This window comes from Nonomuraea deserti (genome assembly GCF_004348685.1).
Taxonomy (GTDB): Bacteria; Actinomycetota; Actinomycetes; order Streptosporangiales; family Streptosporangiaceae; genus Nonomuraea; species Nonomuraea deserti.
Genome location: NZ_SMKO01000067.1, coordinates 1 through 16,644, shown reverse-complemented (window position 1 = coordinate 16,644; position 16,644 = coordinate 1). Strand labels below are relative to the sequence as shown.

18 protein-coding genes are annotated in these 16,644 nt (G+C 70.4%); 8 read left to right on the top strand and 10 right to left on the bottom strand.

Annotated elements, in window-relative coordinates; all coding sequences use genetic code 11:
* The first annotated feature begins 36 nt into the window (after positions 1–36).
* Positions 37–270: a DUF4287 domain-containing protein gene (locus tag E1292_RS24020; protein ID WP_132597467.1), complete on the top strand. Its 234-nt coding sequence runs from the start codon at positions 37–39 to the stop codon at positions 268–270.
* Between the two features lie 53 nt (positions 271–323).
* Entirely contained in the window at positions 324–731 is a 408-nt protein-coding gene (locus tag E1292_RS24015; protein WP_132597466.1) for a PPOX class F420-dependent oxidoreductase, read from the top strand.
* A gap of 150 nt (positions 732–881) precedes the next feature.
* Here E1292_RS24015 and E1292_RS24010 read toward each other — a convergent pair whose 3' ends face one another.
* From E1292_RS24010 to E1292_RS24000, 3 genes are all read right to left on the bottom strand, one after another.
* Positions 882–2,099 carry an acetyl-CoA C-acetyltransferase gene (locus E1292_RS24010; RefSeq protein ID WP_132597465.1) on the bottom strand — a complete coding sequence of 406 codons (1,218 nt, stop codon included), beginning with the start codon at positions 2,097–2,099 and terminating at the stop codon, positions 882–884.
* Positions 2,100–2,170: 71 nt separating this feature from the next.
* Positions 2,171–3,502 (bottom strand): outer membrane protein assembly factor BamB family protein, encoded by a 1,332-nt coding sequence (locus E1292_RS24005; protein WP_246090294.1) that lies wholly within the window; start codon positions 3,500–3,502, stop codon positions 2,171–2,173.
* Positions 3,503–3,573: 71 nt separating this feature from the next.
* Positions 3,574–4,557 carry an SGNH/GDSL hydrolase family protein gene (locus tag E1292_RS24000; RefSeq protein WP_246090293.1) on the bottom strand — a complete coding sequence of 328 codons (984 nt, stop codon included), beginning with the start codon at positions 4,555–4,557 and terminating at the stop codon, positions 3,574–3,576.
* A 127-nt stretch (positions 4,558–4,684) separates the two neighbouring features.
* On the opposite strand from E1292_RS24000, the gene E1292_RS23995 reads away from it, so the two are divergent.
* A complete protein-coding gene (locus E1292_RS23995) occupies positions 4,685–6,055 on the top strand; it encodes a cystathionine beta-synthase (RefSeq protein ID WP_132597463.1) in 1,371 nt (456 codons plus the stop codon).
* 153 nt (positions 6,056–6,208) lie between these two features.
* On the opposite strand, the gene E1292_RS23990 is transcribed toward E1292_RS23995, so the two are convergent.
* Positions 6,209–7,351 carry a sensor histidine kinase gene (locus E1292_RS23990; RefSeq protein WP_132597462.1) on the bottom strand — a complete coding sequence of 381 codons (1,143 nt, stop codon included), beginning with the start codon at positions 7,349–7,351 and terminating at the stop codon, positions 6,209–6,211.
* A 106-nt stretch (positions 7,352–7,457) separates the two neighbouring features.
* Between E1292_RS23990 and E1292_RS23985 the strand changes: the two genes are divergently transcribed.
* Both E1292_RS23985 and E1292_RS23980 read left to right on the top strand, forming a co-directional pair.
* Positions 7,458–7,682, top strand: a complete 225-nt coding sequence (locus E1292_RS23985) for a hypothetical protein (RefSeq protein WP_132597461.1) — start codon at positions 7,458–7,460, stop codon at positions 7,680–7,682.
* A gap of 126 nt (positions 7,683–7,808) precedes the next feature.
* Positions 7,809–8,948, top strand: coding sequence for a cystathionine gamma-synthase (locus tag E1292_RS23980; RefSeq protein ID WP_132597460.1), 1,140 nt, complete (start codon positions 7,809–7,811; stop codon positions 8,946–8,948).
* Here the strand turns inward: E1292_RS23980 and E1292_RS23975 are convergent.
* Together E1292_RS23975 and E1292_RS55005 are read right to left on the bottom strand one after the other, a co-directional pair.
* The gene (locus E1292_RS23975) at positions 8,945–9,376 is read right to left on the bottom strand and encodes a hypothetical protein (RefSeq protein WP_132597459.1); all 432 of its coding nucleotides are present in this window, start codon (positions 9,374–9,376) and stop codon (positions 8,945–8,947) included. The genes E1292_RS23980 and E1292_RS23975 overlap by 4 nt on opposite strands.
* 10 nt (positions 9,377–9,386) lie before the next feature.
* Complete coding sequence (locus E1292_RS55005) at positions 9,387–9,509, bottom strand: hypothetical protein (protein ID WP_281284053.1); 123 nt, start codon at positions 9,507–9,509, stop codon at positions 9,387–9,389.
* Between the two features lie 139 nt (positions 9,510–9,648).
* Here E1292_RS55005 and E1292_RS23970 point away from each other — a divergent pair, with 139 nt between their 5' ends.
* The gene (locus E1292_RS23970; protein ID WP_246090292.1) at positions 9,649–10,071 is read left to right on the top strand and encodes a DUF6292 family protein; all 423 of its coding nucleotides are present in this window, start codon (positions 9,649–9,651) and stop codon (positions 10,069–10,071) included.
* Positions 10,072–10,092: 21 nt separating this feature from the next.
* On the opposite strand, the gene E1292_RS23965 is transcribed toward E1292_RS23970, so the two are convergent.
* The 4 genes from E1292_RS23965 to E1292_RS23950 form a co-directional block, all read right to left on the bottom strand.
* Positions 10,093–10,569, bottom strand: coding sequence for a GNAT family N-acetyltransferase (locus E1292_RS23965; RefSeq protein ID WP_132597457.1), 477 nt, complete (start codon positions 10,567–10,569; stop codon positions 10,093–10,095).
* Positions 10,570–10,601: 32 nt separating this feature from the next.
* Complete coding sequence (locus E1292_RS23960) at positions 10,602–12,650, bottom strand: vWA domain-containing protein (protein ID WP_132597456.1); 2,049 nt, start codon at positions 12,648–12,650, stop codon at positions 10,602–10,604.
* Positions 12,651–12,680: 30 nt separating this feature from the next.
* A complete protein-coding gene (locus tag E1292_RS23955; RefSeq protein WP_132597455.1) occupies positions 12,681–13,433 on the bottom strand; it encodes a hypothetical protein in 753 nt (250 codons plus the stop codon).
* 61 nt (positions 13,434–13,494) lie between these two features.
* Positions 13,495–14,886: a sigma 54-interacting transcriptional regulator gene (locus E1292_RS23950; protein WP_132597454.1), complete on the bottom strand. Its 1,392-nt coding sequence runs from the start codon at positions 14,884–14,886 to the stop codon at positions 13,495–13,497.
* A gap of 172 nt (positions 14,887–15,058) precedes the next feature.
* On the opposite strand from E1292_RS23950, the gene E1292_RS23945 reads away from it, so the two are divergent.
* Positions 15,059–16,234, top strand: a complete 1,176-nt coding sequence (locus E1292_RS23945; protein ID WP_132597492.1) for an FIST signal transduction protein — start codon at positions 15,059–15,061, stop codon at positions 16,232–16,234.
* Positions 16,235–16,259: 25 nt separating this feature from the next.
* Positions 16,260–16,644: ROK family protein (locus tag E1292_RS23940; protein ID WP_132597453.1), on the top strand; the 385-nt coding region annotated here is incomplete at its 3' end.

The window sequence follows — 16,644 nt, the reverse complement described above, 5'->3', positions numbered from 1 at the left end:
GTGTCAACGAAAGGACCCTTATCCGCGGAGGTGCCCATGTCCTTGAACCACTCACCGGAGACGCAGACGAAGCTGATCGCAAGGGTCCCGTCCATAACGGGACGCGAACTCCCAGAGTGGTTCCAAGCCATCGACAACGGCCCGAGCTTCCTCAGATGCGACGAGCGGGCCAACTGGCTCGCGGACGAGCACGGGCTGACCCACGGCTACGCCGCCGCCATCGTTCACGAGCACGAGCGGCACCGCCGTAACCGCATGGGCTTTGTCTAAGCCCTACCATCCCCGCGCCCGTGTGCTGAACACGGGCGCGCCATCATGAGGGGATGGACGTCGAAAAGGCACTCGCCTTCCTCCGCAGCCACCATCACGCCATCCTCCTCACCAGGCACCGCGACGGGCGCCCGCAGATGTCGCCGGTGCTGGCCGGGGTTCAGGACGGCCACGTCGTCATCAGCACCAGGGAGACGGCGACCAAGGTGCACAACGCCCGCCGCGAGCCCAACGTCTCCCTGTGCGCCTTCACGGACCGCTTCTACGGCGAGTGGATTCAGGTGGACGGCACCGCCGAGGTCGTCTCGCTGCCCGAGGCCATGGACCACCTGATCGCCTACTACCGCGACATCTCGGGCGAGCACCCCGACTGGGACGGCTATCGCGACGCCATGGTCCGCGAACGCCGCGTCATCCTCCGCATCGTCCCCACTGACGCCGGCCCCGACCGCCACGGCTAGGCGGCGACGGCCCGAGCGGCCGGCCACGGCGACCGGGCGACGGGGGCTCGCGTCACGGCGGGCCACCGTCATCCGGTCAGCGGCCTTTCCCCTGGAGGCGCCCGGCCACGTGCGGCGGTTGGAGAACCGCCGCCTGCCGTACGGGCGAGATCAGGACAGCCGCTCCAGGACCATCGCCATGCCCTGCCCGCCACCCACGCACATGGTCTCGAGCCCGATGCTCTTGTCGTGGTGCTGCAGGCTGTTGATCAGCGTGGACGCGATCCGGGCACCCGTCATCCCGAACGGATGCCCCACGGCGATCGCCCCGCCGTTGACGTTGAGCCGGTCGAGGTCGATGCCGAGGTCACGGTACGACGGGATCACCTGCGCGGCGAACGCCTCGTTGATCTCCACCAGGTCGATGTCGTCGATCGCCATCCCGGCCCTGGACAGCGCCTGCTTCGAGGCCTCCACCGGTCCGAGGCCCATGATCTCCGGCGACAGCCCGGTGACCCCGGTGGACACGATCCTGGCCAGCGGCGTGATGCCGAGCTCGGCCGCCTTGACGTCGCTCATCACGACGAGGGCGGCGGCCCCGTCGTTCAGCGGGCAGCAGTTGCCCGCCGTGACGGTGCCGTCAGGACGGAACACCGGCGCCAGGGTCGAGACCTTCTCGTAGGTGGTGCCGGGGCGCGGGCCGTCGTCCTTGCTGACCACGGTGCCGTCCGGCAGGGTCACGGGCGTGATGTCCTTCTGCCAGAACCCGTCGGCCAGTGCCTTCTCGGCGAGGTTTTGCGAGCGTACGCCGAACTCGTCCTGGTCCTGGCGGGTGACCCCCTTGAGCTGGGCGAGGTTCTCGGCCGTCTGCCCCATCGCGATGTAGACGTCGGGCACCTCGCCGTCCTCGCGCGGGTCGTGCCACTCGCGCCCGCCCTCGGTGAAGGCCTTCGTCCGGGCCAGCGCGTCGAGGAAGACCGGATTGTGGGTGTCGGGCAGCGAGTCGGAGTTGCCCTTGGTGAAGCGCGACACGGTCTCCACCCCGGCGGACACGAACACGTCGCCCTCGCCCGCCTTGATCGCGTGGAAGGCCATCCTGGTGGTCTGCAGGGAAGAGGAGCAGTAGCGCGTCACGGTGGCGCCGGGCACGTTGTCGAGCCCCAGCATCACCGCCACCACCCGGGCCATGTTGAACCCCTGCTCGCCGCCGGGCAGCCCGCACCCGAGCAGGATGTCGTCGATGGACGTGGGGTCGAGCTGGGGCACCTTGGCCAGCGCCGCCTGGATCATCTGCACGGTCAGGTCGTCGGGCCGGATCTCCTTGAGCGATCCTTTGAAGGCTCGTCCGATGGGGGAACGCGCGGTTGCGACGATGACTGCCTCGGGCATGGCCCCTCCTTTGTCGGCGCTAATAGTAGAACTATATTCCAGTTCTGTGCGCAAGCCCCGAGCGGCCCCCGTTATCCGTACATACCCGGAGCCGTGGCGGTGTGGTCGTTCACGGCGTGGATCGCCCCCTTCTCGTCGCGCCACAGCCGCCACCCGTCCTGGCTGCCCGTGAACCAGGCCGGCGGCGCGGACGCCGGAGAGACGCGCTTGCCGGTGCCGAGGTCGTACTGGCAGATGGCGGCCGTCGAGTAGAAGCCCGGCGCCTGGCCGCGCAGCGTCAGCGGCTTGGGGTCGGTGACGCAGAACGACCACCCGCGCTGCTCCTCCACGGGCACCTGCTTGCCGGTGACGAGGTCGAAGGCCGAGCCCTTGGCGTTGTGCTGGAGGAAGCCGAGCTTGTCCATCTGGTCGGGGAAGGCCAGCCACCAGCCGGAGCCGGGCACGTCGGCCGCCGTGACCTGGCCGACCACCCGCCCGGTCTCCGAGTCGAGCCGGGCGAAGCCGCCATAGGCGCCCTGGCGGTCGACCGGACGGACGACCGGGGCGTAGCCGGGGTTGCCGCTGGGATAGACGCGCACCACCGAGGGCCGCATCCAGTTGATCGTCCCGTCGCTGATCTCGATGGAGAACAGGCCGAACGTGGAGATCTTCTTGGTCTGCGGGTTGGTGTAGGGGGCGACGTAGCCGACGAGGTTGCCGCCCGTCGAGCCGAACGCCCACCCGCCCGACATGTCGATGCCCGGGCCCAGCGCCTGCTCGATCGGCTGCTGCCACTGGAGCTTGCCGGTCTTGAGCTCGTACGACTCGATCATGGGGTTGGCGGACAGCCTGAGCAGCAGGACCCGGCGCGCGTCCGACCACTCCACCTCGGCGATGCCGGGCAGCTTCCACAGTTGTTTGCCCGTGGCCGGGTCGAGCACCACCATGCGGGCCTTGGCCAGGGCGGTGTGCTCGGACAGGCAGACGTAGGGGCCGCAGCGCTGCGGCCCGAACGTCGAGTGCACCGGCCTGGTCCACTTGCGCACCCCGGAGAAGGCGTCGCGGGCGACCAGGGTCGCGTTCCAGCCGCCCTTCTTGGCCGGGTCGAGCGCGACGACCACGCTCTGACCCTCGGAGGTCTCCACGACCGCGGGGGTGGAGACACCCATGCCGGGCAGGCGACCGGCCATCGTGGCCGGGTAGGCCCACAGGCGCTTGCCGTCGCGCAGGCCGATGGCGACGGTCTCGAGCGTGCCGCCGGACTTCAGCGACGTGGTCGCGACGACCCCGCCGGCCGCCGCCATCCGGCTGACGGCGTTGACGTCGGTGTTGTGCCAGGTCGGGAAGCTCGTCGTGGCCGCGTCGCTGCCGGAGCATGCGGTCGCGGCGAGGATTCCCGCGAGGGCGATAGACGATTTCCACAAGGGCCGGAGCACAGGCAATTCACTCCAAAAAGGACGGGGAGTGACGGCTCGGGCTCGGAGGGTGACCGCGGTCAGGCGTCGTTAAGCGGCTCGCCGAGCCGCCGGCGGAACAACGTCACCCACTTGCCGTGCAGGCCCGTCGCCCGCCCGTCGACCCGGGTCGCGGTGACCTCGGTGCCGGGCTCCTCCGCGGCCGTAGCCGCCGCAAGGTAAATCGGTTGCAGTGCTTCGCCACGAGCGGGTCTGGGCTCAGGCCACAGTCCCAACGCAGCGCACACTGACGGTAGCACCGCGTAAGCGGCCTGTGCGTAACCTCGGTCAGATGGATGGAATCGATCCGGTCCGAACATTTCTGTCGGATTTGTCGCGAACTCCGGGCCCAGGACGTCGGCGAACGCCACCGTACGGCCGCCCGCATCCACCACCGCCACCGTCTGCGCCGCCGCCAGCTGCCGGCTCCACCGCCGCGTCACCCAGCGCAGCGGCTGCGCGATCGGCCGCACCGTGCCGAGGTCGGGGCACGTGCCCACGACCACCTCCGCCCCCGCGTCCCGCAGCCTCCGCACGGCCTTACTCAGATGGCGTACGGCCACCGCGGGCGGCGTCTGCGTGATGATGTCGTTCGCCCCCACGAAGATCACCGCCACGTCGGGGCCCATGGCCAGGACGGCGTCGACCTGCTCGCCCAGCTCGGCCGACGGGGTGCCCGACTTGCCGGCCACGAGCAGGCGCACCGGCCGCTCCGCCACCGCGGCCAGGCCGTTCGCCAGCAGGACGCCGGGGGTGTGGCTGGGCTCGCTCACCCCGAGCCCCACGGACGTGGAGTCGCCGAGCATGGCCAGGTTGAGCGGCACGCCGGGGAACTCGCCGTACGTGCCGTCGGAGACCGGGCCGTCCAGGCCGTGCGGCTGCCCGATGACCCTGCGGGCGAGCAACCCCTCGGCGATCAACAGTCCGTATGCCGTGGCTCCCAGGGCGGTCAGCCCGCCACCTCCGAGAGCCGCCGCCGTCGCGATCCTCCGCGCCGCGCGCGCCACGCCAGCTGCCCACACCACGTACGTGACCTCCCTGGTCGAACTCGGCGGTAGCGTTTGCTTGAAACTAACCGAGGCCCCGCCACCCCCTTGGGACCTCGGCCACAGGCAAGCTGATCAAGCTTCGGCAAAGAAGGTGAACACCTCGGTGCGCGTTTACGATTCCCTGGTCGACCTGATGGGGAACACTCCGCTGGTCCGGCTGCACAAAGTCACCGCGGGAGTGTCCGCCCAGGTGGTCGCGAAGGTCGAATACTTCAACCCCGGCGGTTCGGTCAAGGACCGCATCGCGGCACGCATGATCGAGGCCGCCGAAGCGTCCGGCGAGCTGCGTCCAGGAGGTGTGATCGTCGAGCCGACGTCCGGCAACACCGGCGTGGGCCTGGCCATCGTGGCGCAGCAGAAGGGCTACCGGTGCCTGTTCGTGGTGCCCGACAAGGTGGCCCAGGACAAGATCTCCGTGCTGCGCGCCTACGGGGCCGAGGTCGTCGTCTGCCCGACCGCCGTCTCGCCCGACCACCCCGACTCCTACTACTCGGTCTCCGACCGGCTGGCCCGCGAGGTGCCCAACGCCTGGAAGCCGAACCAGTACACCAACGTCAACAACCCCGACTCCCACTACCACTCGACCGGTCCCGAGATCTGGGAGCAGACCGACGGCCGGATCACCCACTTCGTGGCCGGCATCGGCACCGGGGGCACGATCAGCGGCACGGGCCGCTACCTCAAGGAGGTCTCCGGCGGCCAGGTGAAGATCATCGGAGCCGACCCCGAGGGGTCGGTCTACTCGGGCGGGTCCGGGCGTCCCTACCTCGTGGAGGGGGTCGGGGAGGACATCTGGCCGGCCACGTACGACACCAAGATCTGTGACGAGGTCATCGCGGTCACCGACAAGGAGTCGTTCAACATGACCCGCCGGCTCGCCCGCGAGGAAGGGCTGCTGGTCGGCGGCTCCTGCGGGATGGCCGTGGTGGCGGCGCTGCGGGTGGCGGCCACCGCCGCGCCCGACGACATGATCGTCGTGCTGCTGCCCGACGGCGGCCGCGGCTACCTGTCCAAGATCTTCAACGACGACTGGATGGCCGACTACGGCTTCCTGACCACGTCGTCCGAGGAAGGGCTGGTCGGCGACGTGCTGGCGCGCAAGGGGGCAGGGCTGCCGGAGTTCGTGCACGCGCATCCGTACGAGTCGGTCAGCACGGTCATCTCGATCATGCGCGAATACTCGGTGTCGCAGCTTCCCGTGATGAAGGAGGAGCCACCCGTCATGGCGGCCGAGGTGGTCGGCTCCATCGTCGAACGCGATCTCCTCGAAGCCCTGTATCACGGCCGGCTCTCCTCCGACGACACCATCGCCGATCACATGTCAGCGCCGCTACCCACGATCGGCAGCGGTGAACCTGTGGCGCGTGCGGTCGAAGCGCTGGAGAAGGCCGATGCGGCTGTTGTGCTGGAAGATGGCAAGCCCGCCGGCCTGATCACCAGGCACGATCTGCTCGCCTTCCTCGCCAACCACTGACCCCCTCTTCTCAGGCCGCCCTACGGCGGCCTGAGGCGGGGTCGTCGATGCTTCCCGATCGGCCCCGTCACGGTGCCGAGGCCCCCGGCGTCGGCGCGCTCCGACGGCGGCCGCAGCGCCGTCCTGGGCGGCCAGGCGGTCGAGCGGCCCGGCTCAGGGCAGGGGGAACTCGGCGATCACTTCCCACGCCCCCTCGGGGGACGGGCCCGCATAGAGCCTGCCGCCCAGAGCCTCGACCCGCTCGGCCATCCCGACCAGCCCGAACCCGCCGCCGAGGCGGGCGACCCGCGGATCCGAGGCCGCCCCGAAGTTGCGCACCCGCAGCGTCACCACCTTCGCATGCCGCCGTAAGTCGGCCTCCACCCAGGCGGCACGGGACGCGTGCTTGCGCACGTTCGTGAGCGCCTCCTGCAGCACCCGGTGCAGGGTGGTCATCACCTCGGGAGGCAGCGTGCGATCGTCGATCCCCTGGCCGATCTCGAACGCCACCTTCGGCCCGTCGGAGGAGAACTTCTCGGTCAGCATCCGCAGGTCGGCCAGCGTGACGCCGGGCTTGCGGGACGGATCGTCCTCCGCGCGCAGCACCGTCACCATGCGCCGCATCGAGGTCAGCGCCTCCGAACCGGCCGTGGCGATCGCGTCCAGCGCGGGCGCCACCGCCTCGGGACTGGTCCGGGCGACCGTCCTGGCGGCCTGGGCCTGGACCACGATGCCCGTGATGTAGTGGGCGACCAGGTCGTGCAGCTCCCTGGCCAGCTCCAGGCGTTCGGCCCTGCGTACCGAATGGACCGCCTCCACGCGGCGCTCCTGCTGGAAGCGGAGGTAACCGCCGACGCCGGCGGCCATCGACCAGCCCGCGAACAGCAGGAACGAGAACGCCAGCCCTGAGCTGTTGTAGTCGCGCCCGACGGCCTCCGACATCAGGACGACCAGCGCCACGCACGCCAGACCCGCCGCCCGCCGCACCGGCTCCACGTGCCGCAGCGCGCCGATGAGCAGGATGAGCAGCGACCCGGTCTCCGCCATGCCGGGCACGCCCGCGAGCCCGGTGGCGCCGATCGTCAGCGAGGCGCACAACGACGTGGCCAGCATGACGCAGAAGCCTCGCAGGCGGTAGCGGCGGCGCAGCACCACGGCCACCGTGCCGGCCGCGCCGCAGACGGGGACCAGCCACTGGAACCCCCCGATGGAATAGGCGAGCACCAGGTCGATCAGCCACATCATGCCGAGCCAGCCGAGCATCGCGAGCTCGCTCAGCCGGCGGACCCAGTACACGATGCGCTTGGAATCCCCCACGCCCCGAGCCTAAGCCGCAAGTCGGACAGGTCGTATCAGCCGTTCGGCCGAGGTGCCGCGTACGAGACCAGCCCTTGAGCTGAGGCGGAAGCCGAGCACGTCGCCGATGCTGGAGATGTCGGAAGGGGACAGGAAAATGGTGGCCATCGGGTTCGCACTGCTGGGTATCGGGCTGGTCGTCGGGGTGCTGCTCGCACTGGCCGACCCCGTGCTGCTCTCCCGCATCAACGGGGAGCACGCGGAGGGCGGCAGCGGCCGGTTCATCAAGGCGGACGTGGTACGGCTCCCGCCCCGGTCAGGCGGGGACCGTCAGGAGCCCAGGGCCGCCTGACCATCCGTGGCTCGCGCGGGCATGGTGCGCGAGCCTCGACGGGAGCCCTTGGGGACGACGTCCCGTCGGCGGCCCGCGATCCGGAGGGGAACGGATCGCGGGCCGACTTCCGTTAACGTGGCCTGTATGAGCAACGGTTTTGAGACCCTGGCCATCCACGCAGGCCAGGAGCCCGACCCGCTGACCGGCGCGGTCGTGCCGCCGATCTACGCCACGTCCACTTACAAGCAGGACGGCGTGGGCGGCCTGCGTTCCGGATATGAGTACAGCCGCTCCGCCAATCCCACGAGGACCGCGCTCGAAGAGGCGCTGGCGGCGGTGGAAGGCGGGGCGCGCGGGCTCGCGTTCGCCTCGGGTCTGGCTGCCGAGGACACCCTGCTGCGCACGGTGTGCAAGCCGCAGGACCACGTGATCATCCCCAACGACGCCTACGGCGGCACCTACCGGCTGTTCGCCAAGGTCAACGAGCGCTGGGACCTCCACTACGACCCGGTCCCGCTGCACGACCTCGACGCCGTGGCCGCCGCCATGACGCAGAAGACGAAGATCGTCTGGGTCGAGACGCCCACCAACCCGCTGCTCGGCATCGCCGACATCGCCGCGCTGGCGCAGCTGGCCCATGACAACGGCTCGCTGCTCGTGGTCGACAACACGTTCGCCTCGCCCTACCTGCAGCAGCCGCTGTCGCTCGGCGCCGACGTCGTCGTGCACTCGACCACGAAATACGTCGGCGGCCACTCCGATGTGGTCGGCGGAGCGCTGATCGCGGCCGACAGAGGGCTCGGCGAGGAGCTCGCCTACCACCAGAACGCGATCGGCGCCGTGGCCGGGCCGTTCGACGCCTGGCTGACGCTGCGCGGGCTCAAGACCCTCGGCGTACGCATGGACCGCCACTGCGACAACGCCGAACGCATCGTCCACCTGCTGCTCGCTCACCCGCGCGTCACCGGCGTGCTCTACCCGGGCCTCCCCGAGCACGCCGGGCACGAGGTCGCGGTCAAGCAGATGAAGAGGTTCGGGGGCATGGTGTCGTTCCGCGTCGCCGGAGGCGAGGCGGAGGCAGTGGCGGTGTGCGACAGGGCCAAGCTGTTCACGCTGGGAGAGTCGCTCGGCGGCGTCGAGTCGCTCATCGAGCACCCCGGCCGGATGACCCACGCCTCGGCGGCCGGGTCGCCGCTCGAGGTGCCCGCCGACCTGGTGCGGCTGTCGGTCGGCATCGAGACCGTCGACGACCTGCTGGCCGACCTCACCCAGGCGCTCGGCTAGCCGGGCACCACCATCAGGAAGAGGATGACCAGCCAGATCACCGCCAGCAGCCCGCTGATCGCGGCGATCCGGCCGTTCTGCACCTTCGCGTCGTCGTCCGTGCCCTCGCTGGAGAGCGCGCGGACGGCGGTGCGCAGGTCGCGGTCGATGATGACGAGCAGCACGGCGGCCACGATGAACAACGTCATCGACGCCGTCATATACCACCGGCCCAGCACCCCGTTGCCGAGGACGATGCCGAGGATCAGCCCGAACACGAAGACGCCCAGGCTGCCGAGGCTGTAAACCCTCGTCATGCGCTGGATGTTCTGCAGCACGGGCACGTTCTTGGTGCGGATGACGCGCGGAGCGGCCATCGTCGCGGCGGTGATCGGGCCGATCGTGAAGATCGCGAATCCGACGTGCAGCCAGAGAAGCAGGGACGACATGCGGGAGAGACTAGTCCCCGGCGATCTCGGCCGGGGCCTCGACACCCTCTTTGCCGTCTTCCGCGCAGCGCATGATCAACTCGGTCATCACGATGGCGACGACCATGAGCACGATGAGGAGAACCGCAATCATGGGACCCCTTCCTTCCCCGTCTGGACCGTAAATATCGTCCGTAATGACTAGACGAGCCTGCAACGGAATAAGTTCAGCGCGGGTATGGTTGGTCACCGTTCGGTTTTTCTTACCGTAAGGGCACAAGGGGGTGCCGTCCGTGGCCATCAGGCATGTCGAGCCGTATACCGACGAGTGGCTGCAGCAGCCGATCAGCTACGTGCAGCGGGTCATCGACGTGCTGGGATCAGAGGTGGCCGACTGGTGGGAGGGCCCGTGCGACCCGCGTGACGTCACGCTGAAGCTGGCCGACGGGAGCGCGCTGGTCTGGGACGAAGAGAGCGGCTGGCGCCTCGGCACCTTCGTCTCCGGCGGGCCGGGCCTGCACAGCGAGCTGGCCGGGGTGCGCTATCTGGGCCACGGGCTGCTGCCCAGGCCTGAGCGGGTGCCGTCGGCGCTCAGTGACGCCAGGGCGGGCGTGGGGGCCAGCTCCGCCTGGCGGCCGTGCTACCGCTCGCACCGCAACTGCCGCGACGGGTTCGACGTCGCCCTCGACTTCTACTGCCGCCTCGTCGACGCCTGACCTCCGGGTGCGCCCGGCTGCTCACCCGGTCAGGTGGTGGGCCGGGGTGTGGAGGACGAGCAGGAGGTGCTCGTCGTCGCCGTGCCTGACCGTGCCCGTGCGCTGGAAACCGTGCTTCTCCAGCAGCCGGACCGAACCGGTGTTGGCGTGGAAGGGGTCGGCGTGGAGCGGGCGGATGCGCTCCTGGCGCAGGAAGAGCTCCATGGCCCGGCTGCCGATGCCCCGGCCCCAGAACTCCCGGCCGAACCAGTAACCGATGAAGCGCCTGTCATCCTCCCACCAGGCCACGAGATTGCCCGCCAGGTCGCCGTCGACGGTGACCGCCTGGACGAAGACGGCCGGGTCACCGAGGATCCGCGTGGTCCAGTGGCGCATGAACGCCTCCCGCGCCCTGGGCGCGAACCTGGACCGCCGCGCGGCCTCAGGATCGTGCTCGTGGGCCAGGAACACCTCGAGGTCGGCCGCCTCCACGTCGCGCAGGCGCACGTCTTCGCTCATGGTCTGCGAGTGTGGCAGAGAGCACCGACAGTTCAGCGGGCCCTGCGCAGCCGGAGGAAGTCGCTGACCACGTATTCGCCCAGCCGCTCGGCGCTGGGGGAGAAGACGCGGCCGCCGTTCCTGCGGGCCACCTCGTCCACGAACTCTTGCAGCCGGTCGTCCGCCGCCAGCATGAAGACGTTGAGGGTGGCCCGCCGCCGGGTCATCTTGTCGACCTCGGACAGCGTGAGCTCCAGCGTCTCGCTCGACGGCGGCCACTCGAACGCCGACCTGCCGTTGCGCATCAGGTGCGCGGTGGGCTCGCCGTCGGTGACCACCAGCACCACGGGCTCGAAGTCGGGGTGACGGTCGAGGTGGCGGCCGGCGATCAGGAGCGCGTGGTGCAGGTTGGTGCCCTGGACCATGTCCCAGTCGAGGCCCGCCAGCTCGTCGGGCTGCAACACCCTGGCGTAGTTGGAGAAGCCGATGATCTGCACGGCGTCCTGCGGGAACTTGGAGGCCACCAGCGCCTGGAGGGCCAGCGCCGTCTGCTTGGCGGCGGCCCAGGTGCCGCGCAGGGCCATCGAGTAGGACAGGTCGACGAGCAGGCACACGGCCGCCGCGCTGCGCCGCTCGGTCTCGGCCACCTCGAAGTCGTCCACCGACAGTCGCACGGCCGCCCGCCCACCGGCCCGCGCGTCGTCCCGTCCGGCCCGCGCGTTGTCCTGGCCGGTACGGGTGGTCTCCTGTCCGGTCCGCGCTCTCTCCTGGCCGGTACGGATGGCGACGCCGCCGCTACGGACGCCGTTGACCAGGGTGCGGACCACGTCGATGGGCTGCTCGTCGCCGAAGTGCCACGGTCGTGACGAGCCGGTGAGCTCGCCGGCCGAGCCCGCGTCGTGCTGGTCGTGGTCGCCGCGACGGCCCGCGTCGAGTGAGGAGAAGACGCGGCGCAGGGCCGTCTCGCCGAGCCGCCGCACCGCCTTCGGGGTGAGCTCCAGCTTGCCGCGCCGGCGCAGGAGGTAGCCCTGCTCCTCCAGCTCGCGTTCGATGCGCTTGAGCGCCTCCAGGTCGTCGACCGCGGAGCGGCCCAGCGCCCGGCGTACGGCGGCTTCGTCGATGTCGTCGAGCCGCGCGCCCGGGTAGTCCTGGCGCAGGGCGGTTTCCAGCTGGGTGAGGTCGGCCAGCTCCTCCAGGGCGGTGACGGCGTCGCCCATGCCCAGGGGCTCCTCGCCGGTGAGGCGTTCGGGGGCGTTCCAGGCGAGGTCGGGGCGGCGCGCGTGGAGGGCTTCGCCGAGGCGGCGCATCTGCTCGGAGAGCCCGGCCTGGTCGAGGGTCTGGTTGATGAGGCCGGCGAGCTCTTCGCGCTGGCGGGGCGTCATCGAGGCCAGCATGCGCTGCGTGGCGGCGGCGCGGCGGGCCAGGATGTCGACGAGCTCTTCCAGGTTGCGCGGCTTCTCGGGGAACAAGTCACCATATTTGGCCATGAAGGCGTCGAAGTCGGCCTGGGTGTGCTCGCCGCGGGCGTCCTTGTCCAGCATGTCGTTCAGGTCCGACATCATCTGGCGGACGCGTTCCATCGCCTCGGGGTCCGGGTTGGCGAGCGCGTCGCGCAGGCCCCTGAACTGGCTGTCGAGGACCTCCCGCCGCAGCAGGTCACGCAGTTCCTCGAACGTCTGGCGCGCGGCGGCCGAACGCCACTCGTACGTGCTCAGCTCCTGGATCGCGGCGGCGGTGTCCTCCGGCAGCGCGTCGAGCCCCGCCTCCCGCAACCGCGCCTCGTCGGACGGGTCGGGGAACAGCTCGGCCCGCTCCTGCCCGATGGCCTTGTCCAGCAGCGCCCGCGCCTTCTCCAGCGTGCCGTCGAGCCGCCCCCGCTCGCGCAGGTCACGGCGGCGCCTGCGGACCTGCTTGAGCATGTCGTCGAGGCCCCGGCGGTCCTGCGCGCCGGGCAGACCGCGCTTGAGCAGGTCACGCAGCGCGTGGACGGGCGTCGAACCCGAAAGGATCGCATCGCCCATCTCGTCGAGCGCCGCCCGCACGTCGTAGGGCGGGGCCAGGGGATCGGGGCCATCGTGGTACTCGCCATAGCGAAAGGCCATCACAGAACCACGCTAACCCCAGAAGCGCGGTCACGCGTCCCCGAAAACCTCCCATACCTGGTCGAGGGAGTCGGCTCCGGGCGTGTACTCGATCTTCACCAGTACGGGGTGGCGGACCGTCCTGAGCGCCTTCGTCAGGTGGGCCGGGGTGCACGGCTTCTTGCCCAGGCCGTTCGCGTCCGCGTTGACCGGCCGGCCCGTGAGCCAGCCGCTCCCGCAGTGGGCGGTGGTGCGGTAGAAGCTCGTGGCGTACGTGTAGCCCAGCTTGATCTTCTTCCCGCCGGACGCGAACACGACGGTGGTGTCGTCGATCCGCTTGATCGTGCCGCGCGCGGAGCGCTGGTCAGGCCGGTCGGCGACCACGAACTCGTTGACCCTGGTGGCCTTGCCGCCGCGGTGCTCGACGCGCACCGGCACAGGGCCGCGGCCCAGCTCGGCGGACAGGTCGCGCGGCGAGCACCTGGTGCGCCCGAGCCCCTTGCGGTCGACGGCCACCCGGCCCTCGGTCTCCTTCAGGTCGCAGGCGACCGTGATCCGCCCGTAGGCGGCCCTGGAGTAGTCGAGCCTGAGCTCCTTGGCGCGCGGGGCCGCCTTGAGCCGGTAGCCCAGGAAACCCTTCTGCTTCACGAAGGAGGCGGATTTGGGCGTGATACGCAGGCGGCCCTGGCCGTCGGACCAGGCGTACCCGTAAACGGTCTTGGTGGTGGCCTCGGCGGCTTCGGCGGGCGCGGCGATGCCGCTCAGTGCGAGAGCGGCTGCGGTGGCACAGGCAAGCGGGCGCATGGACGGTCTCCCCGACGTCGTGAGCTGCTATCACCTAAGACGCGGGGGAGCGCCCAGATGTTCACGTCCGGTAGACGGTGACTCCGTCGAGGTCTTCCTTGGACAGGCGGCGCATGAGGTAGAGGCCTTCGAGCGCGAACTCCAGGGCCGCCGCCGCATGACCCGGCGACTCCTCGCCCGCGCCCATGCCCAGCCTCGACATGACCTTCGCCAGCCCGGTGACCGGCCCGATCCGGTGCAGCAACTCCCCGGCAGCGACCAGCTCGCCCGACTCGACCTGGTTGCCCTCGGCGAACTTGTCGGTCACCGGCGACAGGTCCATGCCGCCCAGCCGGCTCCTGAACGTCTCCGCCGTCGCCCTGCGCAGCAGGTGGGCCAGGATCTCGGTCTCCCGCCCCTCCTCGCTGACCTCGAACTCCACCTTGCCCCGCAGGCTGTGCACCACGCAGGCCAGGTCGACCACGCGCGCGACGGCCTGCTCCTCGCTCGCGAGGGCCGCCCTGCGCACCGCAGAGGCCGCCGCGGTCTCGGCGGCCGCGATCGAGAAACGCGCGGACACGCCGGATCGGGCGTCGACCGCGGTCGACTCGCGGACCAGCCGGGTGAACCTGGCGATCACCTCGACCAGGTGCTCGGGGATGTCGGCCCCGATGTCGGGCATGGACTCCTGGCGGATCAGCGTCAGCTCGTCCTCGACCGTCAGCGGGTAGTGGGTGCGGATCTCGGCGCCGAACCGGTCTTTCAGCGGCGTGATGATCCGGCCCCTGTTGGTGTAGTCCTCGGGGTTGGCGCTGGCGATGAGCAGGATGTCGAGCGGCAGCCGCAGGTTGTAGCCGCGCACCTGGATGTCGCGCTCCTCCAGCACGTTGAGCAGCGACACCTGGATGCGCTCGGCCAGGTCGGGCAGCTCGTTGACGGAGAACACGCCGCGGTTGGTGCGCGGGACCAGGCCGTAGTGGACCGTCTCCGGGTCGCCGAGCGTGCGCCCCTCGGCGATCTTGATCGGGTCGACGTCGCCGATCAGGTCGCCCACGGAGGTGTCGGGTGTGGCGAGCTTCTCGCCGTAGCGCTCGTCCCGGTGTTTCCACGCGACCGGCAGCTCGTCACCCAGCTCGCGCGCCAGCGCCTGGCAGCGCGTGCAGGCCGGTGCGTACGGGTGGTCGTTGATCTCGCAGCCCTCGACGACCGGCGTCCACTCGTCGAGCAGGCCGGTGACGGTGCGGATGAGCCGGGTCTTGCCCTGTCCGCGCTCGCCGAGCAGGACCAGGTCGTGGCCGGCCAGCAGGGCCCGTTCGAGGTGGGGGAGCACGGAGTCGTCGAAGCCCACGATGCCGGGGAAGCGGGGCTCACCCGCCCGCAGCTTGGCCAGCAGGTTTTCCCGGACCTCGGCTTTGACGGTGCGATGAACGTGGCCGCTCTCTCGCAACGTGCGGAGAATTCGTGGCTGATGCACGGGATCGAGACTACGTCCCCTGTGAGGAATGCGGCAGAGTCTTTCGCATCTGGCGGAGATTTCGGATCTTGACTATTGCGTGACGGTTCGTGCGCGTGCTTGTCCCTTTAGTGGGGAGAATCGGGCCTAGGGAACTTGGACATGTCGAGGGGAGGCGAGACGCGTGGCCTTGATGACAAGCCGCTTCGCCGACGGCCTCGCCGTGGGTTCCGACTTGGTGGAGGCCGCGGAGAGTGCCGTCGGCCGGGCACTGTCGAGGCTCAGCGGCCAAGCCGACCTGGTCTGCTTCTTCATCTGCGGCGACGATCCTGACGACGTCGCACGCGCCGGCGAGGCCGCGATGAAGCTCGCGCCCGAAGCACACGTGATCGGATGCAGCGCCACGGGAGTGATCGGCGACGGGCAGGGAGTGGAGCTGACGCCCTCCGTGAGCGCCTGGGCCGCGACCCTGGACGGGGCGAGACTGACCACGTTCGCGCTGGAGACGCTGGCCGCCGAGGACAAGTTCGTGGTGGTCGGGCTGCCGGAGCGCAACGGGGACGACCATGTGGCGATCCTGCTGGCCGATCCGTACTCGTTCCCGACCGACGCCTTCGTCGAGCGCTCGGCCGACGTGCTGGGCGACCTGCCGTTGATCGGCGGGCTCGCGAACGGGCTGCAGGGCCGGGGCTCCGTACGGTTGTTCGCCGACGGCGAGATCTACTCCGAGGGCGCGATCGGCGTGCTGATCAGCGGGCAGGTCAAGATCAGCACCGTGGTGAGCCAGGGCTGCCGCCCGATCGGCCCCAGCATGGTGGTCACGGCGGCCGAAGAGAACCTGCTGCTCGAACTGGCCGGGCAGCCCGCGCTGGCCCGGCTCGAGGACATCGTCAGCGAGCTGGACGAGGACGACCGCGAGCTGGTCGCCTCCGGGCTGCAGATCGGCGTGGCGATGGACGAATACGCCGAACGCCACGAACGCGGCGACTTCCTCATCAGAGGGGTCATCGGCATCGATCCCGAACGCGAGGCCGTGGCCATCGGCGACATCGTGGAGATCGGCAGGACCGTGCGCTTCCAGGTGCGCGACGCGGCCACCGCCGACGAGGACCTGTACGACCTGCTCGACGCCCACCGCGAGGAGATCGGCAAGGTGGACGGGGCGTTGCTGTTCTCCTGCAACGGGCGGGGCTCGGCCATGTTCGGCACCGCCGACCACGACCCGGTCGCCCTGCGCGACACGCTGGGACCCATCGGCGTGGCGGGCTTCTTCGCGGCCGGCGAGGTCGGCCCCGTCGCGGGCCACAACCATGTGCACGGCTTCACCGCCTCCGTCCTGGTGTTCTCCAACACAGCGGGCGGGCCATGAGCCCCCCGGGTGCGGCGGGCCGCCCGTGATCCTCGCGATCGACGTGGGCGGCACCAAGATGGCCGCGGGCCTGGTCGCCCACGACGGCACGGTGGTCGAGGCCCGGCGCGCCGCCACCCCGCAGGACGCGGACGCCGGCACCCTGTGGAAGACCCTCGTGGACCTCATCGAGCCGCTGTCGCAGCGGGCCGAAGGAGTGGGGGTGGGGTGTGGCGGGCCGATGCGCTGGCCCGAGGGCGAGGTCTCGCCGCTGAACATCTCCGGCTGGCGCGGCTTCCCCCTGCGCGCCCGGCTGGCCGCGCGTTTCCCCGATTTACCGGTACGCCTCCACAACGACGCGATCTGCCTGGCCGTGGCGGAACACTGGAAAGGGGCCGGGCGGGGCGTCGCCGACATGCTGGGCATGGTCG